Below are 22849 nucleotides of genomic sequence, written 5' to 3' on the forward strand. Positions count from 1 at the left end.
TCATAAGCGATTGATTTTGCTTGTTTTTTTGGTCCGGGCTCGAGCGCTTTCAAGACTCGCTTGATAGAATTGCGGTATCTTTCGCCGCATCCGATATTTCATGTCTACATTTTCAAACGACGACTTGGCCTCGGAAAAGCAGGCGGTCGCTCGCAAGAGCACGTTCGTCAGCATCGTGCTCAACGTGATTCTGGCGACGCTGCAGGTGGCTGTCGGTCTAATTGCGCATTCTCAAGCTTTGATTGCGGATGGCGTCCACTCTTTGTCGGATTTGGTTTCCGATTTTGTGGTACTGCTCGCGAATCGGCACAGCGGCGCAAAACCGGACGCCGATCATAATTACGGCCATAGCCGTTATGAAACGGTCGCTTCATTCTTTCTCGGCGCGATCCTGATCGCGGTCGGCGTCGGGATGCTGTGGCGCGCCGGCGATCGGCTCGTGCATCTCGAAGACATTCCGCCCGTCCATGCGAGCGCGCTCGCGGTCGCCGTCGTCGTGCTGCTGTCGAAGGAGGCGCTGTTCCGCTACATGCTGCGCGAGGCGCAGCGCGTGCGCTCGGCGATGCTCGTCGCGAACGCGTGGCATGCGCGTTCGGACGCCGCGTCGTCGCTCGTCGTCGCGCTCGGCATCATCGGCAGCCTGGCGGGCGTGCGCGTCCTCGATCCGATCGCCGCGGCGATCGTCGGCTTCATGGTCGCGCGGATGGGCTGGACGTTCGGCTGGGACGCGCTGCAGGATCTGTCGGACCGTGCGCTCGACGAGAACGCATCCGCCGAGATCCGCGCGCTCATCGTGTCGACGCCCGGCGTGCGCGACGTGCACGATCTGCGCACCCGCAAGATGGGTGACTCGGCGCTCGTCGACGTGCACATCCTCGTCGATCCGATGATGTCCGTCTCCGAGGGGCACTATATCGCGGAGGCCGCGCGGGCGCGTGTGCTCACGGACCGGCGCGTGCTCGACGCGCTGATCCACGTCGATCCGGAGCATGACGTCGCGCGCCGCGCGGTGCTCGACTTGCCGCCTCGCGACCAGATCGAGGGACAGATCGAGGCGATGCTCGAAAAAGCCGGGCTGCGGGCAAGCGCGATTAACCTGCACTATCTGAGCACGGGGCTCGAAATCGACCTCACGCTCGCGCAGGACGCGTACGCAGGCGGCGAGCGCGCGGCCGACGGCGATCCGGCTGCTCGTTTGGACATCGAAGCGTTGAAGCGCCGGTTCGGCGCGCGGCGCCTCGGCATTTCGCGCGCGCTCGCGTCGAGCGACGCGGCGACGGTCGGCCGGCCGCTCTGATTGGACTATGCGCGGCGCGCGGGCTCGCGCCGCTCACCATTGCATGTGGTTGCGCGAAGCGCCCAAGCACCGGAGCGCCCGCAACGCTCCACGCGCGTCAGAGCGGCAGTTGCGTGTCGAACTTGATCTCGCGCAGCACGACGCTCGTGCGCACTTGCGACACGGCGGGAATCTTGAAGATCCGCTCGTGCAGGAAGATGTCGTAAGCCTTGATGTCGGGCGCGACGATCTTGAGGATGTAATCGGCTTCGCCCGTCGTGCTGTAGCACTCGGTCACTTCGGGGCAGGTCGCGATCTCCCGCTCGAACTGCTCGACGCCGCCCTCGTTGTGGCGGGTCAGGTGGACGTGCGCGAGCGCGCAGATATGGAGCCCGAGCTTCTCCCGATCGAGGAGGGCGGTGTAGCGCTGGATCACGCCGGACTGCTCCATGTCCTTGATGCGGCGCCAGCATGGCGTGCTGGAGAGGCCTACCTGATCGGAGATCTCCTGCACGGAGCGGCGCGCGTCGAGCTGCAACAGGCGAAGGATTTTTTGCGAAAAGGTATCGAGGGTCACCTGCGCCTCCAAAGCGGCTACAACATTTGCCAATGGTAGAGGCGGGTGGAAGGAAAGGCAATCCGAAGCGGTTAAGACGAGCGATATTCGCTAATTTCTCGGGCCGTCGGCGGCATTTTGTGCTGAATCGTCTGCTTCTTCGAGCGGCGGCGCCGACGGCTTCGCAGCCTGCATCGCGCGCAGGTCGGCGAGCATGTTGCAAAAGAGCGCGCCCTGTTCGATCGCATCGTCGAGCGCGATGTGCGTGTGCGGATGGTCGTCGAACCAGTGCTTCGGGAAGCGCGGCTTGATCGCCTTGCGGTACGGCAGACCCGTCAGCGCGAACGCGAGCGTCTTGATGTCGAGCGCGGACCACGAGAACGGGCAGCGTCCGGCGAAACGCATCATGTACCAGAACATGAACGTGAAATCGAAGCCTGCCGGCATCGCGACGAACACCGGCTTGCCGGGCAGCGCCTCGACCCATTCGACGTACGCGACGAGTGCCGCCTCCGGCGCCTGCAGATCGCGCCGGCATGCGGCCCACGCTTCCGGCTGCGTCTTCCACCACGCGTCCTGTACCGGATGCGGCGCCGCGCCCGGCAGTAGCTCGAGATTGGCGGAGAAGGTCGCGATCAGTTGCTTGTCCTCGGTAAACGCGGCGGACGCGAAGCTCAGCATCGAGTGCGGGCCCGGGATCGGGCCGTCCGCTTCGACGTCGGTGCTGACGTAGATTTCTCGGCTCGTGACGGTCGTCGCAACGTTCATCCCGCCACCCCGTCAGCAACGAACGGATTCGTGCGGCGCTCGTTGCCGAACGTCGACACGGGGCCGTGGCCAGGGACGAACGTCACGTCGTCGCCGAGCGGCCAGAGCTTTTCGCGGATCGAGCGAATCAGGTCCGCGTGATTGCCGCGCGGGAAATCGGTGCGGCCGATCGAGCCGGCGAACAGCACGTCGCCGACGATCGCAAGCCGGTGCGCGCGGCTGAAGAACACGACGTGGCCGGGCGTATGGCCCGGGCAGTGATAGACCTCGAGCGATTCGTCGCCGAACGCGACGGTGTCGCCGTCGTCGAGCCAGCGGTCGGGGTCGAACGTCTCGGCGGCCGGGAAGCCGAAGCGCTCGCTCTGCATCGGCAGCTTCTCGATCCAGAAGCGTTCTTCTTCGTGCGGCCCCTCGATCGGCACGCCGTAATGCGCGGCGAGCCGCTTTGCCCCCGCGCAATGGTCGACGTGGCCGTGCGTGAGCAGCACCTTCTCAACCTCGACGTTCTGCCGCACGACTTCCTGCTCGATTAGATCGAGATCGCCGCCGGGATCGACGACGGCGGCGCGCCCCGTCTTCTCGCAGACGAGCAGCGAGCAGTTCTGTTGGAACGGCGTGACCGGAATGAGCGTGACTTTCATGGCGCGAGCGGCGGTTAAAACCCCTGATTGTACTGGCCGGGCAGATTGCCGGCCGCGCGCGGCAGCTCAATATCGATTGTTTCGATCATAGAGAGAATCAATCGTCCCAGCCCCCCGTTTTTGAGGCGACCGTTTTCGTTTATGTATAATGCGGCCCAGTGTACGTGGAAGACCACGTCGTCAGTGGGTGTTCGGAACCCTTTATTTCGGTTCTTGTGACACCGTCAATGCAATCGCCCGCCGGATGTCCGGCGGTGCATCCAGTACCGATTCGTCGGTGCTCACGTCTTGTCCGGCCGGGCGCAACGCGTCCGCTGCGGCCCTGCTGCCGCGACGCCGGATGAGGCCTATGCCGCCGTTCCTGCGCGTTTGAGTCTACGACGCGCACGAACGTGGAAGCCATGTTCGATTGGCGGCATGTGGGGTCTGGTCAGGCTGCCGGGGACAGGTTGCGCCAGACGTGAAAGCTAATCAGGACCGGTTGCGGCAGAACGTGAGCCGCGCCAGATGCAGGCCGCCCGCGCGCGAGCGCGGATGGGGCGTGCATGTCCGTCCGGGTCGCATCGGTAAAAAAGCGACCCGTACAAGCAGGCGACACGTCGATGAGATTTCGATTACCGAGGCACCTCGGGACTTTAGCTGTATTTTTCGCGCTGACAGGCTGCGCGGTGCCGCCGAACGCACCGACCGCCGAACAGGCGAAAGGCGCTGCGTCGAGGGACGCGCTGCGCACGGCCGCTTCGGGCGCGGCCAACAACAATAAGGAAACGGCGGGCGCACCGCTGAACTTCGACACGGCGCTCGCCTCGATGCCCGCCGCGGGCTCGCAGGATGCATCGCGCCAATCGCTCGCGAACGCGAAGCCGATCGACGCCGCCGACGTTTCCGACTTCCGCCAGACCGGCCGGGCGTCGTGGTACGGCAAGGGGTTCCACGGCCGCCGCACCGCGAACGGCGAACGCTTCAACATGAACGAACTCACGGCCGCGCACCGGACGCTGCCGCTCGCGTCGTACGTGCGCGTGACGAACCAGGCGAACGGCAAGTCGGTGGTCGTGAAGATCAACGATCGCGGCCCGTTCTCGCGCGGCCGGATTCTCGATCTGTCGTACGCGGCGGCGAAGGTGATCGGCCTCGTCCACGCAGGCACCGCACGGGTGAAGATCCAGGGCCTGTCGCCCGAAGAGGCGCGTGTCGCCCGCGACGAGACGCTCGCATCGAACGCGGCGAAGTAATCGCGACGAACGCGTCGCGTCGGCCGAAAGTCGACCGAATGCGTACGAAAAAGGGCCGCCTCGCGCGGCCCTTTCGCTTTTGCAGCGAATCCTTACTCTTCCTCGTCGCCCTTCAGTGCGAGCGCCCGCGCGTACAGCGCGTTGCGGGACGCGCCCGTCAACGCCGCGGCGAGCTTCGCCGCGCTCTTTACCGGCACTTCGTCGAGCAGCAGCTTGAGCAGCGCATCGTGCGCGCTTTCGTCGTCGGCGTGATCGTCCTCGGGTGTGCGTTCGACGACAAGCACGAACTCGCCGCGCTGCCGGTTCGTGTCGGCGCGCAGCCACGCTGGCCCTTCGGCCAGCGTGCCCTCGAACAACTCCTCGTGTAGCTTGGTGAGTTCGCGCGCGATCAGCAGGCGGCGTGCGCCGCCGAGCGCGGCCGCGAGCGCTTCGACCGTCTCGACGATCCGGTGCGGCGCCTCGTAGAACACGAGCGCGTATGGGTGCGCCTTCAGTTGCTGAAGCGCCGCGTCGCGCTGCTTCGGCTTCGGCGGCAGGAAGCCCGCGAACGTGAACGCGCCGGCCCAGTCGCCCGCGACGCTCACGGCCGCGCTCGCCGCGCTCGCGCCCGGCAGCGGGATCACGCCGTGGCCGGCGGCGCGCACTGCTTCGACGAGCTTCGCGCCCGGATCGGAAATGCCCGGCGTGCCGGCGTCCGACACGTACGCGATCCGCTCGCCCGCGCGCAGGTGGTCGATCAGCTTCGCCGCGGCCGCACGCTCGTTGTGCTCGTGCACTGCGACGAGCGGCTTCGAGATTCCGTAGCGCGCGAGCAGTTGGCCCGTGTTGCGCGTGTCCTCGGCGGCGATGCGGTCGGCGAGCGCGAGCACGTGCAGTGCGCGCAGCGTGATGTCGGCGGCGTTGCCGATCGGCGTCGCGACGACGTAGAGGGCGCCCGTCGGATACTGCTGCGCCTGCGCAAGATCGAGGAGGGAAGTCATGACACGAAAGGCGCCCGCATACGGCGCAAACGGAAGAAGCATCGCATTGTGCCACGCGCGCGCGGCACGGCAGGAGGCGGACGGCGCTAAAGCCGCGCCGCGCGACAACTTTTCTGTGACGGCCGGGTCCAAGCGCGTCGTCGGCGCTGCGTTCGAGACGCGCGCTCAGCGCTTCCTCGAGCGCGCGGGGCTCGCGCTCGTCGCGCGCAACGTGACCGTGCGCGGCGGCGAAATCGATCTCGTGATGCGCGAGCGCGACGGCACGCTCGTGTTCGTCGAAGTGCGCGCGCGCACGAGCGGCCGCTACGGCGGCGCGGCGGCGAGCGTCGGCGCGCGCAAGCGAAAGCGGCTGGTGCTCGCCGCGCACGCGTTCTGGGCGCGAACGGGCGGCGTCAGCCCGTGCCGCTTCGACGTCGTCGCGTTCGAAAGCGGTCGGCTCGAGTGGCTGCGCGATGCATTTCGCATCGACGACGCCGGCTAGCTTGTGTCGAGATGTAAGGAGTTGCGGCGACGGACGGGCGGCGAGGGCGGAGTGCGGTAAACTCGCCGCACTCACGATGCCGCGCGACATAGACCACGCGCGTAGTACCGATTAGGAATCGATGTCAGTCGAACGTATTCAGCAACATATTCGCGACAGCGCTGCGCTCGTCCACGAAGCGCTCGATGCGCTGTCCCTGCCGATCGCCGCGGCCGTCGACGCGATGTTCATGGCGCTCGCGAACGGCAACAAGATCGTCGCGTGCGGCGACGGCCCGTCGGCCGCCGCGGCCGAGCGGCTCGCCGCCGCGCTGATCGGCGGGTTCGAGCGCGAGCGGCCCGGCCTGCCGGGGCTTGCGCTCCACACCGACGCGAGCCGCGCGGGCGCCGCCGGCGATGCCGGCCAGATCTTTGCGCAACAAGTGCGCGCGCTCGGCCAGACGGGCGACGTGCTGCTCGTGCTCGACCCCCTCGGCGAATCGCCGCGCGTGCTGGCCGCAGTCGAAGAGGCGCGTGAGCGCGAGATGATCGTCGTCGCGCTGACGGGTAACGGGGGCGGGCACCTCGGCGCGTCGCTCGCTGACACCGATATTCAGATCTGCGTGCCGTCCGAACGGGCGGCGCGCATCCAGGAAGTCCATCTGTTGACCATCCACTGCCTGTGCGACGGCATCGACGCGATGCTGCTGGGCGAGGATTGATTCGAAGGAGAGCCGTCGATGAGTAACAGCCGCGTCAGACAGACGCTAGTGAGAACCACGCTCGTGATCGGCCTGTCGGCCGGCCTTGCCGCGACGCTGCAGGGCTGCGTGCTCGCGGTCGCCGGCGCGGCGGCGGGCGGCGGCGCGCTCGTCGCGACCGATCGCCGCACGCTCGGCGCGCAGACCGAGGATCGCGAGATCCAGGTGAAGGCGCTGACGCAACTGAACAACGGGCTGCCGGACGGCTCGCATACGAACGTGACGGTGTTCAACCGCCGCGTGCTGCTGACGGGCGAAGTGCCGAACGACGCGTCGAAACAGCGCGCTGAAGAGATCGTCCGCGGGATCAACAACGTGAGCGCGATCGTCAACGAACTCGTGGTCGGGCCGGCGAGCTCGCTGTCCGACCGGGCGAACGATTCGTACCTCGAAGGCCGCGTGAAGACCGCGATGATCGCCGAGAAGGGCATCTCCGCGAACAACTACAAGGTGGTGTGCGAGCGCGGCAACGTTTATCTGATGGGTCTCGTGACGACCGACGAAGGCAATCGCGGCGCCGATGTCGCGAGCCGCGTGCCGGGCGTCGAGAAGGTCGTCAAGGTGTTCCAATACATCAAGCCGCAGGAAGCAGACGCGCTGAAGGCTGCGACGCCCGCGAGCGGCGCGTCGGCGGCTGCCGCGCCCGCGTCAGAAGGTGCGACGGTGGGCGCGGTGCCGGATTCGAGCGTTACCGCGACGCCGCTGCAGGCGCCCGCGCCGATCTCCAATTCGACGAGCGTGCATCCTGGCAATCCGAAGGCGGGGACGCCATGAGGGTTGCGTTGTTCGTGAAACGGATGATGGGTGTGGTTGTCGCTGCGCTTGGCTGCGCGCTGGCGAGCGCGCCGGCGCGCGCGGACGTCGGCGACGGCTTGAAGGTTGCGCGCAGCAACGCGTGCATGGGCTGCCATGCGGTGGATCGCAAGCTCGTCGGGCCGTCGTTCCAGCAGATCGCCGAGCGCTACAAGAGCGATCAGCAGGCCGTGCCGAAGCTCGTGAAGAAGGTGAAGGACGGCGGCTCCGGCGTCTGGGGTGCGATTCCGATGCCCGCGCACCCGCGGATGAGCGACACGGACGTGCGCTCGGTTGTCCAATGGGTGCTGGCCGGCGCGCCGTCGAAATAACCGGCGCAAACCTGTTGCCAATCGCCGATTGAGTGATATATGATTATTAGTTGTTGGTGAGGGGCGGTAGCTCAGCTGGGAGAGCGTCGCGTTCGCAATGCGAAGGTCGGGAGTTCGATCCTCCTCCGCTCCACCAATCGAATTCAAGGGCTTAGCCGGATGGCTAGGCCCTTTTCATTTGGCTCGGCGGTTCGCCCCCGATCCCACCCGGCCAACCGCCGCGCGCCGTTCATTCGTTAATCACCCCTGCCCATACCTCCGCGCCAACCTCGCCGACTTCCCGCCTTCCGGCTCGAGCTTCAGCACGTAATACAGCACGACGAGCAACACGAGCCAAGCCGGCCCGACATAAAGTGCGATCCGCGTATCCGGAAAATACGCCATCAACCCGATCACGAGCACGAGAAACGCAAGCGCAATCCATGAGCCGTAAGGCCAGAACGGCATCCGAAACCGCAGCGCACGTTCCTCGGCCCGTGCAAGGCTTGCGCGAAACTTCATCTGCGTGACGAGAATGACGCCCCACGTCCAGATCGCGCCGAACGTCGAGATCGACGTTACCCAGACGAACACCTTTTCCGGCACGAGATAGTTGAGCAGCACGCCGACGAGCAGCGCCGCCATCGACACGACGATCGCCCGGCGCGGCACGCCGCCTTCCGTCGTCTCGCCGAACGCGCGCGGCGCGTGGCCCTGCTGCGCGAGGTTGTACAGCATGCGTCCGGTGCTGAAGATGCCGCCGTTGCAAGACGACAGCGCCGCCGTGAGCACCACGAAATTGATGATGCCCGCGGCCGTCTTGATGCCGAGCCGCTCGAACGTCATCACGAACGGGCTGCCTTGCGTGCCGATTTCGTTCCACGGATAGATCGACAGAATCACGAACAGCGCGCCGCCGTAAAAGAGCAGGATGCGCCAGAACACCGAGTTGATCGCGCCCGGAATCGACTTCTGCGGATTCTCCGCTTCACCCGCCGTCAGCCCGATCATCTCGACGCCGAGATACGCGAACATCACCATCTGCATCGACATCAGTACGCCCTGCGCGCCGTTCGGAAAGAAGCCTCCGTGCGCCCAGAGATTCGAGATGCCCATCGGCACGCCGTGATTGCCGATGCCGAACGCAATCATCGCGATGCCGACCGCAATCATCACGACGATCGTCACGACCTTGATCAGCGCAAACCAGAATTCGAATTCGCCGTACGCCTTCACGGTGAGCAGATTCACGGAGCCCATCGCGGCCAGCGCGGCGAGCGCCCAGATCCAGCGCGGCACGTCCGGGAACCAGATGCCCATGTAGATGCCGACCGCGGTGATTTCGGCGATGCAGGTGACGAGCCAGAGGAACCAGTAGTTCCAGCCCGTCAGATAGCCGGCGAGCGGCCCGAGATAGTTGCGCGCGTAGCGGCTGAACGAACCGGCGACCGGCTCGTGCACAGCCATCTCGCCGAGCGCGCGCATGATCACGAAGATCACGGCGCCGCCGATGATGTACGACAGGACGATGCCGGGCCCCGCCATCTTGATCGCGTTGGCCGAGCCGAGAAAGAGGCCGACGCCGATCGCCGCGCCGAGCGCGATCAAGCGCATCTGCCGTTGCCCGAGTCCTCGATGTAGGTCGGTTTCGGTGCTTCTTTTCTCCATGGGGACGTCTCCTTCGGGTTTGGTGAAATTGGCGTAGCGCACGTCGGCGTCATGCGGCGGACGCGTGTCTTGCCTCGCCGCAACGACGGCGAGTGGACATGGATCGGCTGTGCGAAGGCGCGCAGGCGCAGTTTCAGGTGCGCGCGGTTCGCTTGCGCGGGCCGGCGTGGCTTAAATGGAAGAGGAGACGGACAAGGCGCAGCGAATCGGAACACGACGCCGTCCGGCGCAGTCGGCGTTCGGCGGCGATGGCTGGCGTGAAACGCGCGTATCGGTTCGCGCGGCGAATCGGTGGATGCATCGAGCAGTGTCTCCAGCATGCATGAACAGATGCCCCTCGGTCGGAGTCTGGTATTTGGCGCTATGCTAGTGGCTGTTCGCGAGTGGATGTTCCTGTATTTGTCTTAATTTCAGAAAAAGAAACTATGGCCACATGACGGCGCATCGTCGTGCACGATTCGTCCCGATTGCGTGTTCCATCCGAACGACGACATTTACGGAGTCCGATCATGCCGATCGAGAGCAGTTGGGTTGCGTCTACAGGGTTGCCGGTTGCCATCTACGTCTTCTGTTTCGGCTACGCGCTTTTTCGTGCCATTGGGCCGTCTCGCTCGCGCTATCCGAAACTGATGCGCGGCTATTCGATGGCGTGTGCATGCGCGATGCTCTTCGGCATGCTTGTGGCAATCGGCGTCGCGATCCGCGCGCCCGATGCGTCGGCGCTCTCGTCGCTCGGGATCACGGTCACGTTCGTCGGGATAGTCGGCGTGTTGATCGGCTGCATGTGCGAAGCGACGGTGTCGTTCGGCAAGCGCTGGGAGCGCTGATTCGGCTGCGCTTTTCGGGCTCGTTCGACTGAATGCCGGGTTTGTGCGCGTCGACGTGAAACGGCCACGAAAGCGAATGCAAAAACCACTTTGCAACTAACGAGCAAAGACCGCAGCGCAAGCATCGTTTCTCAATTTACCGATCACCGCTGCATCCACGCTCGGCGCTTCGCAGGGATGTCCGGCTTGATAGACAAAAGGCGATTCAATCGCGCGAGCCCGTACACAGGAAAACATTGGGCCTGCGTGCGAAGAACAAGAGTTATCCACACCCAGCTCTGGAAATCCTTGGGATAACTCGCCGCCCAGCCTGTGGACCAAATCTTGATAAAACCGGCCTCGCTTCCAAACGCGTCGAAGTTATCCTTCGCTCGCGGCGGATATTCACGCACAGCCGATACGGTTATGGAATCGATGCTGCTCTGATCCGTCTGGGAAAACCCGGGTTGTCCACAGGAAAGGGACGCTATTGTTAACTCTTACTATGTATACATACATCAATTAAAAGAATTGAAGACAAAACGGCCGACGGCGCTTGTGTCGACGCTGAAGGCAGTCGACGAGTCGAATGGAACAAAGCCGCATTGGCAGGGTTGATGAGAACTGTGTTCGGTTCGAATCGATTGGATGGAGAAAGGCGTGCCGATGCGTCGTCGCGTCGATTCGGATTCGAGCAAGCTTGCAGCCATCGAGCGTTCGCGGAGGCGCACAGAAACGGGCTCGCGGGAGGCGTAATGTTGCGCGGCTGAATGCGGATTGCCTTCGTTACCGAGCAGCGCGATCCGCAGCCGAATGCGAATCGACATGCACAAGGAAAAGACTCCGAAGAGAGCGAAGCATGCATGCGCAAGCATCTCCGCCGCGTGCGTGCCGATGAAAAGCCCGGACGGCGCGGTCGCGCTTACCGGCCCGTCGTCTCGTAATCGACGCCAGGAACCGCCCGCTCGACGAGTACGAGGTGCTCTCCCGCCGAAGTGCATTCGACCCGCGCATCGACCGCATAGGCGCGCCGCAAGCGCGTCGGTTCGAGCACTTCCGACGGCAAGCCGTCCGCCAGCACGCCGTCCGGCCCGAGCAGCACCATCCGGTCGCAGAAGCGCGATGCGAGATTCAGGTCGTGCATCGCGACGACGACGATCGCCGACCGGCGGCTTGCCGCGTCGCGCATCGCTTCCAGCGCGAGCAATTGCCAGCGCAGGTCGAGCGCGCTCGTCGGCTCGTCGAGCAGCAGGAGCGGCGTGTGCCGCACCAGTACCTGCGCGAGGCCGACCATCTGGCGCTGGCCGCCCGACAGGCTGTCGAGCGGCTTCATCGCGAGCCGGTGCAGGCGTAACTGCTCGAACACCGCCTGCAGCCGCGCGTCGTGCTCGGCGCTCGACAGCCCGCCGCACGTCGCGCGCAGCGCGCCGCTGACCGCTTCGTAGACGAGGAGCGTCGACGCCTGGGGCAGTGTTTGCGGGAGATAGCCAACGCGCCGCATGTGCTCGCGCCGCGAGCCGCGCAGCAGGTCGACGCGATCGAGCGAGACCGAGCCGCGTGCGCGCACGAGCTGCGCGATTGCGCGCAGCAGCGTCGACTTGCCGACGCCGTTCGGCCCCAGCACCGCCACCATGCAGCCCGGCTCGATCGGGCGCAGCGTGAGTTCGTCGAGGATCGCGCGGCGGCCATACGCGACGCTCAGACGGTCGATTCGCAGCTCAGCCATCGCGTCTGCGCCGACTGATCAGCGTCATGAAAAGCGGCACGCCGACGAGCGCGGTGATGATGCCGATCGGCAACACGAGGCCGCTGATGAGCGTCTTGCTGAGGATCGACGCGCTCGACAGCATGATTGCGCCCGCGAGCATGCCGCCCGGCAGGTAGTAGCGGTGATCGTCGCCGACGAGAAGCCGCGCGATGTGCGGCCCGACGAGCCCGACGAAGCCGATCGTGCCGACGAACGACAGCGCGGTCGCGGACAGGAGGCTGATGCGCACGAGCGTGACGAGCCGCAGCCGCTCGACGGCGATGCCCATGCTGCGCGCCTGCTCTTCGCCGGCGCGCAGCGCGGTCATCGACCACACGTGCGCGCTCGCCCACAGCGCGCACGCGGCGAGCACGCACGCGAGGATCGCGATCTTGCTCCAGCTCGCGCGCGCGAGGCTGCCCATGCTCCAGAACACGATCTGCTCGAGCGCGTTGCTGTCGGCGATGAACTGCAACAGCCACAGCAGTGCCTCGAAGCTGAACATCAGGCCGATGCCGAACAGCACGACGGTCTCGGTCGTCGCGCCTTGCCGCCATGCGAGCCAGACGATGAGGAGCGTCGCGGCCGTCGCGCTCGCGAATGCGCCGAGCGACAGCGCGAGGTTCTCGTTCCATACGGCGAGCTGCCAGCCGGCGAGCACGACGATCGATGCGCCGACGCTCGCGGCGGCGGACAGGCCGAGCGTGAACGGGCTCGCGAGCGGGTTGTTGAGCACGGTCTGCATTTCGGCGCCGGCGAGGCCGAGCGCGGCGCCGACGAGGATCGCCATCAGCGCGTAAGGCAGGCGCACGTTCCACAGGATCACGCACTGTTCGAGCGGCAGGCTGTCGGGGGAGAAGAGCCCGGCGACGATGTCGGCGGGCGCGAACGTCGACGGCCCCGTGGCGACGTCGATCACGACGAGCGTCGTGAGCAGGCCGGCGAGCAGCGCGAGCGCGGCGAGGCGGCGCGCGGCGATCGCACGGTAGCGTGTCCTGAGCGACGTTTGCGAAACGGGCAGCGTATTCATGCGCGTGAATCGGACGGGACAGCGGTGACTGCCGCGATGGGCCCGGCGGCGATGCGCACGGCGAGCGCGGCGCTCGGCAGCACGAGGCTGCCGTGATCTTCGCCGGCGATCACGCGGCATTCGGCGTGCAGGCCGCGCACCGGCTGCACGCTTTGCACGAACTCGCGGGCGGAGCTGACCTGCTTGCGCGCTTGCTGACGCCGCGCACGCTCTGGATCGGGATTCGGCACACCTTCTTCGAGACCGCCTGCGGTGACGAGCAGGTCGACGCGCGTATCGAGCGGCGCGGCGCGTTCGACGAAGCGGTCGCGAAACGGCAGCAGCGCGCGGTCGCCCCACCAGATCGACGGGCTCGCCGCGACGTAGCGCTGGAACAGGTGCGTGCGCGTAAGCAGCGCGTACAGCGTGAGCAGCCCGCCGTACGAATGACCGAACAGCGTCTGGCGGCGCGCGTCGACGGCGAATTGCTGCGCGAGCCACGGCTGGAGGTCGTGCTCGACGAAATCGAGGAAGCGGTCCGCGCCGGTGCGCAGCGTGCCGGCGGCACGGCGCGCATCGGCATCGGTCGCGTCGTCGACCGTGGCGGCCGCATCGACCGCGTGGTTCGGCGCGTTGCCCACGAGCGGCGCGAGCGTGTAGTCGGCGGCGCGCGCTTGCATGTCGTACGACGCGTCGGTCGCATAGCCGAGCGCGACGATCGCGGGTACGTTCGCCGGATCGGCGCCCGGCCGCGCCGCGTGATTGCGCGCGAGCTGCGCGAACAGATGGAACACCGCATTGCCGTCGAGCGCGTACAGCACCGGATGGCCCGCGGGCGGTACGGGCTGCGGCGGCAGCGCGACGAAGATGCGCCGTCGCTGGCCGGCGATCGACACGTCGATCTGACGGCTTCGCGGCGTCTGGACGGCGGGCGCGTCGGTGAGGCCGGGCAGCGTATCGATGCGCCGGACGCCGTGAGCGGCGCTCGCCGGCGCCGCGTGGCAAGGCAGCGGGGACAGCGCGCTGCCGATCCCGGCGAGCAGCAGCGAGCGTCGCGTCGCGGAAGGGGAGCCGGTCATGTCAGCGCGCCTCGCTGATCCAGTATTCGCCGTTCAGCGCGACCGGCTGAAAGCGCGCGTACATCTGCTCGAGCGTGCGGCGCGGATCGAGATCGGCGAACAGCTCGGGATGCAGCCATTTGGCCATCGCCTGCACGGCGACGATGTTGAACGGCGAGTTGTAGAAGTGATGCCAGATCGCATGCGCGCGGCCTTGCCGGATCGCCCGGAGTGGCGCGAGCTGCGGTCGCCGCAGTGATTGCTCGAGCGAGCGCCGAGCGACGTCGGCGGACACGCCCGCGCCGAGCGCGATGCGCTGCGGTGCGCTTTGCAGCGTCTGCGCGGAGCCGATCGCGGTGCCGATGTAGACCGACGGCTGGCGGCTCAGCAGGTATTCGGGATTAAGCATTCCGTGCTCGCCGGGCACGATGCCCTTCGCGACATTGGCGCCGCCGGCGGCATCGAGGAGGCGCCCCATCATGCCCGTCATCGTGTCGCAGCAGTCGGTCGCGAGACCGACGCGGCTTTCGAGAAACACGGTCGGCGCGGCGGGATGCGCGGTCTTCAGCCGCTGCCGGACGACGTCGAGCTGCCGCTGCCACTCGGCATTGAACGCGGCCGCGCGCTCGGACGCGCCGAACACCTGGCCGAGCACCGCGACGCTGCGCGGCGTGTTGCCGAGCGGGTCGTGCCGGAAATCGACGAACACGATCGCGACGCCTGCCGCTTCGAGCCGCGCGAGCGTCTCGCGATCGCGCTCGCCGGGGCCGTGGCCGCCGCCCAGTCCGAAGATCGCGACTTGCGGTCGCAGCGCGAGCGCGCGTTCGTCGCTGAAGCTGCCCGCCTGCGAACGGCCGATCCGCGGCACGTCGTCCAGATGCGGAAACGTGCCGCGCCACTGCGCGTAGCTTGCCGGATCGAGTTGCTCGAAGTCGCCCATCATGCCGACTAGCCGGCGGCTCGGGTCGCCGCGTTCGACGATCGCGAGCGCGGGCAGCAAACGCCCTTCGCCGAGCAGCACGCGCTCGACGTGCGACGGCAGGCGGACGGTGCGGCCCGCGAGATCGGTGACGGTCTGCTGCGCGTGTGCGGAATGGATCAACGCCGCGGTCAACCATGCGCAAAGCAGTGACCAAAATCTGCTTGTGTTTCTCACGCTATTCCCGATACGATATAAATGATAATTATTCTCATTTAATTCTAACCGAGATTACGCCCCTGTAGCCGCGTCCGATGTTTGGCCGAGCAACGGAATGGTTTGCGTGAGCGGCGACGTGCGTCGCCGGGCCGCGGCGTCGAGGGGCGAGCGAAGTGCGGGCGGGGTCGAAGAAATTGAATGCGCGCGTAGAAAACCTGTTTCCTTCCGGTCGCCGCGACCATGCGGCGCATGTCGCCAAGGTCCGCGAAGTACGGCCGGGCCTGCGTGTTCATGCGGACGACGCAATCGACGAGTTCGACGCGGTCATGTCCGGTCAATGCACAGCGGGGCTGCATCTCGTGCTGTTGCTCGAAGGCGAGCTCGACGTGTCGTACGGCGATCGCCGCATCGTGCTGACGACCGCTTGCCGGCCGGACGCACGGCAGGCCCGGCGGCTCGGCCGCAAGCCGCTGGGCGAAATGCGGGCGTTCCTCGTGAACGCGGTCGAGCCGGACACGTTCAGCCGGCGTATCAGCAAGGGCGGCTATGCGCGCCGCTTGAGTCTCGGCATCTCGGGCGAATGGCTGCAGCACCTGCAGACGGCAAGCCGCGCGGCGATGCCCGAGCGGCTCGATTCGCTGCTGTCCGCGCATCTGTCGGTGCGCTTCTGGCAGCCGACGCCGCGCGCGATCGCGCTCGCCGAGCAGATCGTGCGGCCGCCCGCATATCAGCCGATGCTCCAGGCGATCTACCTCGAAAGCCGCGTGCTCGATCTGCTCGCCGAAGCGCTCGCGCCGCTGCAAGCCGACCAGCATTTGCCCGCGGCGGGCGCGGCGTCGGACGCGGCGAGCCTCGGCTCGCGCGGCTATCGCCGGATGGCCGATTTGCGCGCGTTCCTCGGCAGCGAGGCCGCGCAACAATTGTCGCTCGACGACATCGCGCGCCAGGTGGGGATGAACGCGAACGCGATGCAGCGCCAGTTCCGCAGCGTCTATGGCACGACGATCTTCGACTTCCTGCGCGAAAGCAGCTTGCAGCGCGCGCGCCTCGCGCTCGAGCGCGACGCGATCAGCGTCAAGCAGGCGGCGGCGCTCGCGGGCTACACGAGCGCGGCGAACTTCGCGACCGCGTACAAGCGGCGCTTCGGTGTGACGCCGAAGCTCGCGCGCCGCAGCGGCCAGCACTGAGCACGGAGCGTCGCGCGCGGCGTCGAGCACGACGTCGCGTTGCGCAAACAATTTCGTACCTTTCACAAATCTATCAACGCCTTTCGTCATTGATAATGGAAATGAGAATCAATTCCATTTGTCGAGCTAGAAAGTCGTTATGTCGAGTCACGTTCCAGGCTTTGCGATAAAGCCGGCGGTCGCCGCCGGTCTATACATGATGGGGGCGTCCGTCGGATGGGCGCAGCAGGCTGCCGAGCCCGCGCCCGTCGAGGATGCCGCCGCGCTGAAGGCGATCGTCGTGACCGCCAGCCAGCGCGAGCAGGCGATCAAGGAGGCGCCCGCGAGCATCTCCGTCATCACCCGCGACGAGATCGAGGCGAAGCCGTACACGTCGTTCGCCGACATCGTCGGCAAGGTCGAGGGCGTGAGCGTCGTCGGCGCGTCGCCGAACGATCAGGACATCTCGATTCGCGGGATGCCCGGCGAATACACGCTGATCCTCGTCGACGGCCGCCGCCAGACCACCCGCGAGACGATGAACCGCGGCACGGGTGGTGTGCAGAGCAACCTGCTGCCGCCGCTCTCCGCGATCGAGCGGATCGAGGTCGTGCGCGGGCCGATGTCGTCGCTGTACGGCGCCGACGCAATGGGCGGCGTGATCAACGTGATCACCCGCAAGGTGCCGAAGCGCTGGGGCGGCACTATTACGGCGGGCAGCGTGTTTCAGCTCGAATCGAATCAGGGCGACACGCAAAGCGTCGACTTCTGGGTCGGCGGCCCGCTGAAGCGCGACGTGCTTGGCCTGCAGGTGTCGGGGCGCGCGCTGCATCGGAGCGAAGACCGCATCTACTACCCGCTCAGTGCGACGGGCGGCGCGAACGGACAGCGCGTCGCGAACTTCGACGTGAAGCTGACCGCGAAGCCCGCGAGCAATCAAGACATCACGCTGAACGCGGGCCACGATCAGTTCAGCTATCTGAGCACGCCGGGCAAGAGCATCGCGCCCGCGAAGCCGAATACGGCCGCGACGACGATCGTCGAGACGCGCCACGTGCGCGACTACTGGGGCATCACGCACAACGGCCGCTGGGGCTTCGGCAATTCGACGCTGTCGCTGTATGGCGAACGCGGCACGCAGGAGCAATGGACGGCGCTCGCGCCGTCGCCCGTGAAGCCGGCGATCACCGACACCGTGCTCGAAGGCAAGGTCGAAGTGCCGTGGTGGGGCGAGCACAACATCCTGACGGCGGGCGCGCAGCACATCTGGTCGCGGCTGTCCGGCGCGGGGCGGCAGGATGCGGTGCCGAAGGGCTACGGCGTCAACTCGGACAGCATCCAGCGCAATGCTTGGGCGCTCTTTGCGGAGAACGATTACTTCTTCAACAGCCAGTTCACGCTGACGACGGGCGTGCGGCTCGACCACGACGAGCGCTACGGCAGCCACGTGAGCCCGCGCGCGTATGGCGTCTACAAGCTGAGCCCGACGCTCACGCTGCGCGGCGGCGTGTCCGCCGGCTTCAAGCCGCCGTCGCTGCGTCAGAGCACGGCCGGCTACTGTATGACGTCGGGCGGCGCGGCGGGCGCGGTGCCCGGCACGCTGTGCGGCAATCCGGACCTGAAGCCGGAAACGAGTCTGAGCGAAGAGCTCGGCATCCGTTACGACCGCGGCGAGAGCCACGTGAGCCTCACGCTGTTCAACAACCTGTTCAAGAACAAGGTCGCGAGCTACGACTCGGGCGTCGCCGATCCGCGCTCGCCCGGCCGCAATATCTACGTGTACGACAACGTCGACCGCGTGAAGCTGTACGGGCTCGAAATCGGTGCGGGCGCGCGCGTCGTGAAGCAAGTGAAGATCTCGGGCGCTTACACGTTCACGCAATCGCGCCGCGAGGGCAGCGGCGAGAAGGCGTTCAACGGCAGCTCGCTCGACGGCTTTCCGCTCGACAAGACGCCGAAGCACAAATTCAACGTGCAGGTCGACTGGACGCCGACGCCGCGCCTCGATCTGTACGCGAACGTCAACTACACAGGCACCGAGTACTGGGCCGCGTTCCGCAACGGCGCGCAGGGCGTGCGCGAACGGCCGTCGACGACGACGTTCGACATCGGCGGGCGCTACCGGATCGACAAGCACCTCTCGGTCAATTTCGCGGTGCTGAACCTGACGAACAGAATGGTGCCGATCGACGACCGCACGCGGGCGACCGGCCTGAGCGGCAACTGGCTCGTCGACCAGGGCCGCCGCATCGCGGTGAGTCTCACCGCAGAGATGTAATGCGAACGCGCCGCGCGACGCGGCGCGTCGATCCAGACGAATCGAATTCGGAGAGCAGAACGTGAACGCGCTTCCCAAGCCTGAGTCTTTATCAGTTATCCAGAATATGCTCGACGCATACGAGCCCGATGCGGCGCTCTTCTTCGCGACGCCGAGCCATACGCTGCTCGCGCAGGACATCGTCGAGCGAGTGCCGCATGCGGACGAGCCGCTCGGCGCGCGCGTGCAGCGTGCGCTCGCGCAAGCTCGCGAGCAGGGGCACGACGATGCGGCGGTCGTCGGCGCGGTGCCGTTCGACGTCGAGCGTCCCGCGGCGCTCAGCGTCGTGCGCGCGATGCTGCGCGGCGGCCCGCTCGCCGACGTGCAGGCGCCGCCGCCCGCCGCGCATCGCTACGACACGCGCGCGACGCCGTCGGGCGACGATTATGCGGCCGCCGTCGCGCAAGCGGTCGCGAGCATTCGCGCCGGGCATCTCGACAAGGTCGTGCTCGCACGCACGCTCGAGCTGACGGGCACGCAGCCGGTCGACGTGCGCGCGCTGATCGAAAGGCTCGCCGCGCGCAATCCGCACGGCTATACGTTTTCGGTCGACGTCGGAGACGGGCGCACGCTGCTCGGCGCGAGCCCCGAGCTGCTCGTCAGCCGCTTCCAGGGCGTGATGCGCGCGAATCCGCTCGCCGGGTCCGCGCCGCGCAGCAGCGATCCGGTCGAAGACCGCAGGCGCGCGGAGGCGCTGCTCGCGTCGGCGAAGGATCTCGACGAGCATCGCGTCGTCGTCGACGCGGTGAAGGAAAGCCTCGCGCCGTTCTGCAAGAAGCTCGTCGTGCCCGCGCGTCCGTCGCTCGTCCATACGCAGACGATGTGGCATCTGTCGACCGAAGTCACCGGCGAAACGAGCGCCGATGCGCTGGCGCTCGCGCTCGCGCTGCATCCGACGCCAGCTGTTTGCGGCCATCCGCGCAGCGACGCGCGCGAAGCGATCCTGCGCGCCGAGCCGTTCGATCGCGGCTTCTATGCGGGCACGCTCGGCTGGGTCGATGCACGCGGCGACGGCGAGTGGATCGTCACGATCCGCTGCGCGGAAGCGCGGGGCGACACGTTACGGCTCTTCGCGGGCGCGGGCATCGTTGGCGATTCTCGGCCGGAAGCGGAGCTCGCGGAAACGGCCGCGAAGTTCCGCACGATGCTCGACGCGATGGGCGTCGATCGAACGGCGGCAACCGATGCGACCGACACGACCGACGCGGCCTCGGGGATCGTCGCATGACGCTCGCGCATTGGACGCCGTGGCCGGACGGCGTCGCAGCCGAGTATCGGCGCAAAGGCTATTGGCAAGGGCAATCGTTCGGAGACCTGCTCGACGAGCTTGCCACGCGGCACGGCGAGCGCATCGCGCTCGTCGACGGCGACACGCGCTGGTCGTACCGGCGGCTCGCGAACGAAGCGACGCGCGTCGCGCGCGGACTCGCGGCGCGCGGTATTCGTCCGCACGATCGCGTCGTCGTCCAGTTGCCGAACTGCGTCGAGTTCTTCGCGGTCGTCTTCGCGCTGTTCAGGCTCGGCGCGCTGCCCGTGTTCGCGCTGCCCGCGCATCGCAGGCAGGAGATCGGCCACTTTTGCAGGCACGCGGAAGCGGTCGCATACGTCGCGGCGGACCGGCACGGCGGATTCGACTACCGCGCACTCGCGAAGACCGTGCAGGCGGAAGCGCCGACGCTCGAGCACGTGCTGATCGTCGGCGATGCGGGCGAGCACGTCGCGCTGGCCGATCTGGGCGACGACGAAGCGATCGCGCTGCCAGACGGCCCAGGCGCGCACGAAGTCGCGTTTCTGCAGTTGTCGGGCGGCAGCACGGGTACGCCGAAACTGATTCCACGCACGCATGACGACTATCTGTACAGCATCCGCGAAAGCGCGCGCATCTGCGGGCTCGACGAAGCGAGTGTCTACCTGTGCGCGCTGCCCGTCGCGCACAACTACGCACTGAGCTCGCCCGGCACGTTCGGCGCGCTGTACGCAGGCGCCACCGTCGTGTTGTGCGACGGCGGCAGTCCCGATCAGGCATTTCCGTTGATCGAGCGCGAACGCGTGACGATCGCAGCGCTCGTGCCGTCGCTCGTTCCCGTGTGGCTTGCCGCCGCCGCGAAACGGCGCGTCGCGCTCGCGAGTCTGCGCGTCGTGCAGGTCGGCGGCGCGCGCTTCGACGTGACACTCGCGCGGCGCATCGAGCCGGAGCTCGGCGCGAAGCTGCAGCAGGTATTCGGGATGGCTGAGGGTCTCGTCAACTACACGCGGCTCGACGATCCCGTCGACGTGGTCGTCCACACGCAAGGTCGGCCGATTTCCTCGGACGACGAGATCCGCATCGTCGACGACGGCGATCGTCCGGTCGCGCCGGGCGAGGTAGGGCATCTGCTGACGCGCGGGCCGTACACGATTCGAGGCTACTACAAAGCGGACGCGCACAACGTGCGCGCGTTTACGCCGGACGGCTTCTATCGGACGGGCGACCGCGTGCGGATGACCGCGGCCGGTCATCTCGTCGTCGAAGGGCGCGCGAAGGATCAGATCAACCGTGGCGGCGAGAAGATCGCGGCCGAAGAGGTCGAGCATCTGCTGCTCGCGCATCCGGGCGTCGTCGACGCGGCGCTCGTCGCGATGCCCGATCCGTATCTCGGCGAGAAGAGCTGCGCGTACGTGATCGGCAGCGAGCCGACGCCGCGCGCGACGGAGCTGCTGCGCTTCCTGCGCGAGCAAGGCATCGCCGCCTACAAGATTCCCGATCGAATCGAATTCGTCGGCGCATTCCCGAAGACGCCCGTCGGCAAGACCGACAAGAAAGCGCTGCGCAGCGACATCGCGAACCGGCTGGCCACGGCCGAAGCGACCGTCGGCTGACCTCGCGTGCGGCGTTCCTTGACACTCCAAAATAACTTCAAGATCGATATGGCCATTCCGAAGATCCCTTCATATCCGATGCCTGCGGACATCCCCGAGAGTCGCGTCGCATGGCGCTTCGACGCCGCTCGCGCGGCGCTCCTCGTGCACGACATGCAGGACTACTTCCTCGACTTCTACGATCGCGACGCGGCGCCGATTCCCGATGCGATCGCGAACGTGCGTCGCCTGATCGATTTCGCGCACGCGAACGGCATGCCGGTGTACTACACCGCGCAGTTGCCGCAGCAATCGGCCGCCGAGCGCGGGCTGTTGACCGACATGTGGGGACCGGGCCTGACCGCGCAGCCCGGGCGCGCGCCGATCTGCTCGGCGCTCGCGCCGGCATCGGGCGACATCGTTCTCGACAAGTGGCGCTACAGCGCATTTCAACGTTCGGATTTCGAATCGATGCTGCGCGGCGCGCAGCGCGACCAGCTCGCGATCTGCGGCATCTATGCGCATATCGGCTGCCTGATGACCGCATGCGAGGCGTTCATGAAGGATGTCCAGCCGTTCTTCGTTGCCGATGCACTCGCCGATTTCTCCGAGCACGAGCATCGGATGGCGCTCGATTACGTCGCGCGCCGCTGCGGCAAGGTCGTGCTCGCGCGCGAGCTCGCCGACGATCGGCGGGCCGCGGCCGAGCCGGAATCGATCGCGGCCGTCGCGGCGCAGGTTGCGCGCTTGCTGCAGATCGCCGCAGCGGACCTGCCGCCGCACGACAACCTGCTCGACCATGGGCTCGACTCGGTGCGGATCATGACGCTCGTCGAGACGTGGCGTCAGGCGGGGCGCGACGTGTCGTTCGTGCAGCTCGCCGAAGCGCCGACGCTCGCCGCATGGGCGCAACTGCTTCAACGCGCGGACCGCGTGGCCGCATGACGGGGGGAACGACGATGCAACAGCCGGATTCGAACGCGCCGTCGGATGCGCTCCTCGTCAGCACCGCCGAACTCACGGTGCCGCAGGCCGACCGCGTGCTGTTCAAGATGTGCAAGCACTACGCGATCAAGGTGCCGGTCGCGTTCGACGCGCATCGCGCGGCGATCGACTTTCCGTACGGCAAGTGCCACGTGCTGCGCACCGACGACACCTTGAGCATCCGCTGCGAAGCCGATTCGATCGAGAAGCTCGAACAGATCCAGTACGTGATGGACGAGCACCTCGCGCTAATGGCGCGCAACAAGCAACTGGTCGTCGACTGGCGGCGCGCCTGACGCGCATCGCCTATTCTTTTCTTCTTCCGCACAAGGCTACATG

General features: G+C 66.7%; 23 protein-coding genes and 1 tRNA gene. 14 read left to right on the forward strand and 10 right to left on the reverse strand.

The genetic code is table 11. The annotated features are described in order from the left end of the window. Window positions 1-100: 100 nt before the first annotated feature. Window positions 101-1297, forward strand: coding sequence for a cation diffusion facilitator family transporter (locus WS70_RS01320; RefSeq protein ID WP_059473791.1), 1197 nt, complete (start codon window positions 101-103; stop codon window positions 1295-1297). 97 nt (window positions 1298-1394) lie between these two features. Here WS70_RS01320 and WS70_RS01325 read toward each other — a convergent pair whose 3' ends face one another. From WS70_RS01325 to WS70_RS01335, 3 genes are all read right to left on the reverse strand, one after another. Continuing rightward, a complete protein-coding gene (locus WS70_RS01325; RefSeq protein ID WP_004195771.1) occupies window positions 1395-1853 on the reverse strand; it encodes an Lrp/AsnC family transcriptional regulator in 459 nt (152 codons plus the stop codon). A gap of 90 nt (window positions 1854-1943) precedes the next feature. Further along, the gene (locus tag WS70_RS01330) at window positions 1944-2600 is read right to left on the reverse strand and encodes a 3'-5' exonuclease family protein (protein ID WP_059597559.1); all 657 of its coding nucleotides are present in this window, start codon (window positions 2598-2600) and stop codon (window positions 1944-1946) included. After that, window positions 2597-3241 carry an MBL fold metallo-hydrolase gene (locus tag WS70_RS01335; RefSeq protein ID WP_059473789.1) on the reverse strand — a complete coding sequence of 215 codons (645 nt, stop codon included), beginning with the start codon at window positions 3239-3241 and terminating at the stop codon, window positions 2597-2599. The genes WS70_RS01330 and WS70_RS01335 overlap by 4 nt, the downstream gene beginning before the upstream one ends. A gap of 602 nt (window positions 3242-3843) precedes the next feature. On the opposite strand from WS70_RS01335, the gene WS70_RS01345 reads away from it, so the two are divergent. Then, window positions 3844-4476 (forward strand): septal ring lytic transglycosylase RlpA family protein, encoded by a 633-nt coding sequence (locus WS70_RS01345; RefSeq protein WP_059473788.1) that lies wholly within the window; start codon window positions 3844-3846, stop codon window positions 4474-4476. Window positions 4477-4568: 92 nt separating this feature from the next. Here the strand turns inward: WS70_RS01345 and rsmI are convergent, their stop codons facing one another. Then, on the reverse strand, window positions 4569-5456 hold the full coding sequence (gene rsmI, locus WS70_RS01350) for a 16S rRNA (cytidine(1402)-2'-O)-methyltransferase (RefSeq protein WP_059473787.1): 888 nt from the start codon (window positions 5454-5456) through the stop codon (window positions 4569-4571). Window positions 5457-5502: 46 nt separating this feature from the next. Here rsmI and WS70_RS01355 point away from each other — a divergent pair, with 46 nt between their 5' ends. The 5 genes from WS70_RS01355 to WS70_RS01375 all read left to right on the forward strand — a co-directional run bounded on the left by WS70_RS01355 (window position 5503) and on the right by WS70_RS01375 (window position 7936). Then, window positions 5503-5937 (forward strand): YraN family protein, encoded by a 435-nt coding sequence (locus WS70_RS01355; protein ID WP_162498974.1) that lies wholly within the window; start codon window positions 5503-5505, stop codon window positions 5935-5937. Window positions 5938-6058: 121 nt separating this feature from the next. Then, window positions 6059-6637: an SIS domain-containing protein gene (locus tag WS70_RS01360; RefSeq protein ID WP_059473785.1), complete on the forward strand. Its 579-nt coding sequence runs from the start codon at window positions 6059-6061 to the stop codon at window positions 6635-6637. Between the two features lie 18 nt (window positions 6638-6655). Beyond that, a complete protein-coding gene (locus WS70_RS01365) occupies window positions 6656-7450 on the forward strand; it encodes a BON domain-containing protein (RefSeq protein WP_059597558.1) in 795 nt (264 codons plus the stop codon). Next, window positions 7447-7800: a c-type cytochrome gene (locus tag WS70_RS01370; protein ID WP_059597557.1), complete on the forward strand. Its 354-nt coding sequence runs from the start codon at window positions 7447-7449 to the stop codon at window positions 7798-7800. The genes WS70_RS01365 and WS70_RS01370 overlap by 4 nt, the downstream gene beginning before the upstream one ends. A gap of 60 nt (window positions 7801-7860) precedes the next feature. Continuing rightward, window positions 7861-7936 (forward strand) — tRNA-Ala (locus tag WS70_RS01375). Between the two features lie 104 nt (window positions 7937-8040). Here WS70_RS01375 and WS70_RS01380 read toward each other — a convergent pair. Continuing rightward, window positions 8041-9447, reverse strand: a complete 1407-nt coding sequence (locus WS70_RS01380; protein ID WP_059597556.1) for an amino acid permease — start codon at window positions 9445-9447, stop codon at window positions 8041-8043. Window positions 9448-9956: 509 nt separating this feature from the next. On the opposite strand from WS70_RS01380, the gene WS70_RS01390 reads away from it, so the two are divergent. Beyond that, the gene (locus WS70_RS01390) at window positions 9957-10274 is read left to right on the forward strand and encodes a hypothetical protein (protein WP_059471444.1); all 318 of its coding nucleotides are present in this window, start codon (window positions 9957-9959) and stop codon (window positions 10272-10274) included. Window positions 10275-10771: 497 nt separating this feature from the next. On the opposite strand, the gene WS70_RS31310 is transcribed toward WS70_RS01390, so the two are convergent. The 5 genes from WS70_RS31310 to WS70_RS01410 form a co-directional block, all read right to left on the reverse strand. Next, entirely contained in the window at window positions 10772-11080 is a 309-nt protein-coding gene (locus WS70_RS31310; RefSeq protein ID WP_159082851.1) for a hypothetical protein, read from the reverse strand. A gap of 95 nt (window positions 11081-11175) precedes the next feature. Next, window positions 11176-11979 carry an ABC transporter ATP-binding protein gene (locus WS70_RS01395; protein WP_059597555.1) on the reverse strand — a complete coding sequence of 268 codons (804 nt, stop codon included), beginning with the start codon at window positions 11977-11979 and terminating at the stop codon, window positions 11176-11178. Continuing rightward, the gene (locus WS70_RS01400) at window positions 11972-13030 is read right to left on the reverse strand and encodes a FecCD family ABC transporter permease (RefSeq protein ID WP_059597554.1); all 1059 of its coding nucleotides are present in this window, start codon (window positions 13028-13030) and stop codon (window positions 11972-11974) included. Before WS70_RS01400 ends, WS70_RS01395 begins: the two co-directional genes overlap by 8 nt. Beyond that, window positions 13027-14088, reverse strand: a complete 1062-nt coding sequence (locus WS70_RS01405; protein ID WP_059471441.1) for an alpha/beta hydrolase — start codon at window positions 14086-14088, stop codon at window positions 13027-13029. Before WS70_RS01405 ends, WS70_RS01400 begins: the two co-directional genes overlap by 4 nt. Window position 14089: 1 nt before the next feature. Then, window positions 14090-15169, reverse strand: a complete 1080-nt coding sequence (locus WS70_RS01410; protein WP_226382797.1) for an ABC transporter substrate-binding protein — start codon at window positions 15167-15169, stop codon at window positions 14090-14092. A gap of 362 nt (window positions 15170-15531) precedes the next feature. Between WS70_RS01410 and WS70_RS01415 the strand changes: the two genes are divergently transcribed. From WS70_RS01415 to WS70_RS01440, 6 genes are all read left to right on the forward strand, one after another. Then, entirely contained in the window at window positions 15532-16392 is an 861-nt protein-coding gene (locus tag WS70_RS01415; RefSeq protein WP_082722311.1) for a helix-turn-helix transcriptional regulator, read from the forward strand. A 139-nt stretch (window positions 16393-16531) separates the two neighbouring features. Next, entirely contained in the window at window positions 16532-18649 is a 2118-nt protein-coding gene (locus WS70_RS01420; protein WP_059597551.1) for a TonB-dependent receptor domain-containing protein, read from the forward strand. Between the two features lie 61 nt (window positions 18650-18710). Then, on the forward strand, window positions 18711-19916 hold the full coding sequence (locus WS70_RS01425) for an isochorismate synthase (RefSeq protein ID WP_059471437.1): 1206 nt from the start codon (window positions 18711-18713) through the stop codon (window positions 19914-19916). After that, window positions 19913-21547 (forward strand): (2,3-dihydroxybenzoyl)adenylate synthase, encoded by a 1635-nt coding sequence (locus WS70_RS01430; protein ID WP_059471436.1) that lies wholly within the window; start codon window positions 19913-19915, stop codon window positions 21545-21547. The genes WS70_RS01425 and WS70_RS01430 overlap by 4 nt, the downstream gene beginning before the upstream one ends. Window positions 21548-21595: 48 nt before the next feature. Beyond that, window positions 21596-22471 carry an isochorismatase gene (locus WS70_RS01435; RefSeq protein ID WP_197419261.1) on the forward strand — a complete coding sequence of 292 codons (876 nt, stop codon included), beginning with the start codon at window positions 21596-21598 and terminating at the stop codon, window positions 22469-22471. A gap of 14 nt (window positions 22472-22485) precedes the next feature. Continuing rightward, on the forward strand, window positions 22486-22806 hold the full coding sequence (locus tag WS70_RS01440; protein WP_108033987.1) for a DUF2218 domain-containing protein: 321 nt from the start codon (window positions 22486-22488) through the stop codon (window positions 22804-22806). The last annotated feature ends 43 nt before the right edge of the window (window positions 22807-22849 follow it).

This window comes from Burkholderia mayonis (assembly GCF_001523745.2).
Taxonomy (GTDB): Bacteria; Pseudomonadota; Gammaproteobacteria; order Burkholderiales; family Burkholderiaceae; genus Burkholderia; species Burkholderia mayonis.

What these genes read in the sequence shown, in the direction of transcription:
- WS70_RS01440 (WP_108033987.1), top strand. Translation starts at nt 22,486, where the DNA reads ATGCAACAGCCGGATTCGAACGCGCCGTCGGATGCGCTCCTCGTCAGC.
- WS70_RS01330 (WP_059597559.1), bottom strand. Translation starts at nt 2,600, where the DNA reads ATGAACGTTGCGACGACCGTCACGAGCCGAGAAATCTACGTCAGCACC.
- WS70_RS01370 (WP_059597557.1), top strand. Translation starts at nt 7,447, where the DNA reads ATGAGGGTTGCGTTGTTCGTGAAACGGATGATGGGTGTGGTTGTCGCT.
- WS70_RS01435 (WP_197419261.1), top strand. Translation starts at nt 21,596, where the DNA reads ATGGCCATTCCGAAGATCCCTTCATATCCGATGCCTGCGGACATCCCC.
- WS70_RS01320 (WP_059473791.1), top strand. Translation starts at nt 101, where the DNA reads ATGTCTACATTTTCAAACGACGACTTGGCCTCGGAAAAGCAGGCGGTC.
- WS70_RS01400 (WP_059597554.1), bottom strand. Translation starts at nt 13,030, where the DNA reads ATGAATACGCTGCCCGTTTCGCAAACGTCGCTCAGGACACGCTACCGT.
- rsmI (WP_059473787.1), bottom strand. Translation starts at nt 5,456, where the DNA reads ATGACTTCCCTCCTCGATCTTGCGCAGGCGCAGCAGTATCCGACGGGC.
- WS70_RS01345 (WP_059473788.1), top strand. Translation starts at nt 3,844, where the DNA reads ATGAGATTTCGATTACCGAGGCACCTCGGGACTTTAGCTGTATTTTTC.
- WS70_RS01380 (WP_059597556.1), bottom strand. Translation starts at nt 9,447, where the DNA reads ATGGAGAAAAGAAGCACCGAAACCGACCTACATCGAGGACTCGGGCAA.
- WS70_RS01405 (WP_059471441.1), bottom strand. Translation starts at nt 14,088, where the DNA reads ATGACCGGCTCCCCTTCCGCGACGCGACGCTCGCTGCTGCTCGCCGGG.
- WS70_RS01360 (WP_059473785.1), top strand. Translation starts at nt 6,059, where the DNA reads ATGTCAGTCGAACGTATTCAGCAACATATTCGCGACAGCGCTGCGCTC.
- WS70_RS01390 (WP_059471444.1), top strand. Translation starts at nt 9,957, where the DNA reads ATGCCGATCGAGAGCAGTTGGGTTGCGTCTACAGGGTTGCCGGTTGCC.
- WS70_RS01365 (WP_059597558.1), top strand. Translation starts at nt 6,656, where the DNA reads ATGAGTAACAGCCGCGTCAGACAGACGCTAGTGAGAACCACGCTCGTG.
- WS70_RS01415 (WP_082722311.1), top strand. Translation starts at nt 15,532, where the DNA reads ATGTCCGGTCAATGCACAGCGGGGCTGCATCTCGTGCTGTTGCTCGAA.
- WS70_RS01335 (WP_059473789.1), bottom strand. Translation starts at nt 3,241, where the DNA reads ATGAAAGTCACGCTCATTCCGGTCACGCCGTTCCAACAGAACTGCTCG.
- WS70_RS31310 (WP_159082851.1), bottom strand. Translation starts at nt 11,080, where the DNA reads ATGTCGATTCGCATTCGGCTGCGGATCGCGCTGCTCGGTAACGAAGGC.
- WS70_RS01420 (WP_059597551.1), top strand. Translation starts at nt 16,532, where the DNA reads ATGTCGAGTCACGTTCCAGGCTTTGCGATAAAGCCGGCGGTCGCCGCC.
- WS70_RS01430 (WP_059471436.1), top strand. Translation starts at nt 19,913, where the DNA reads ATGACGCTCGCGCATTGGACGCCGTGGCCGGACGGCGTCGCAGCCGAG.
- WS70_RS01395 (WP_059597555.1), bottom strand. Translation starts at nt 11,979, where the DNA reads ATGGCTGAGCTGCGAATCGACCGTCTGAGCGTCGCGTATGGCCGCCGC.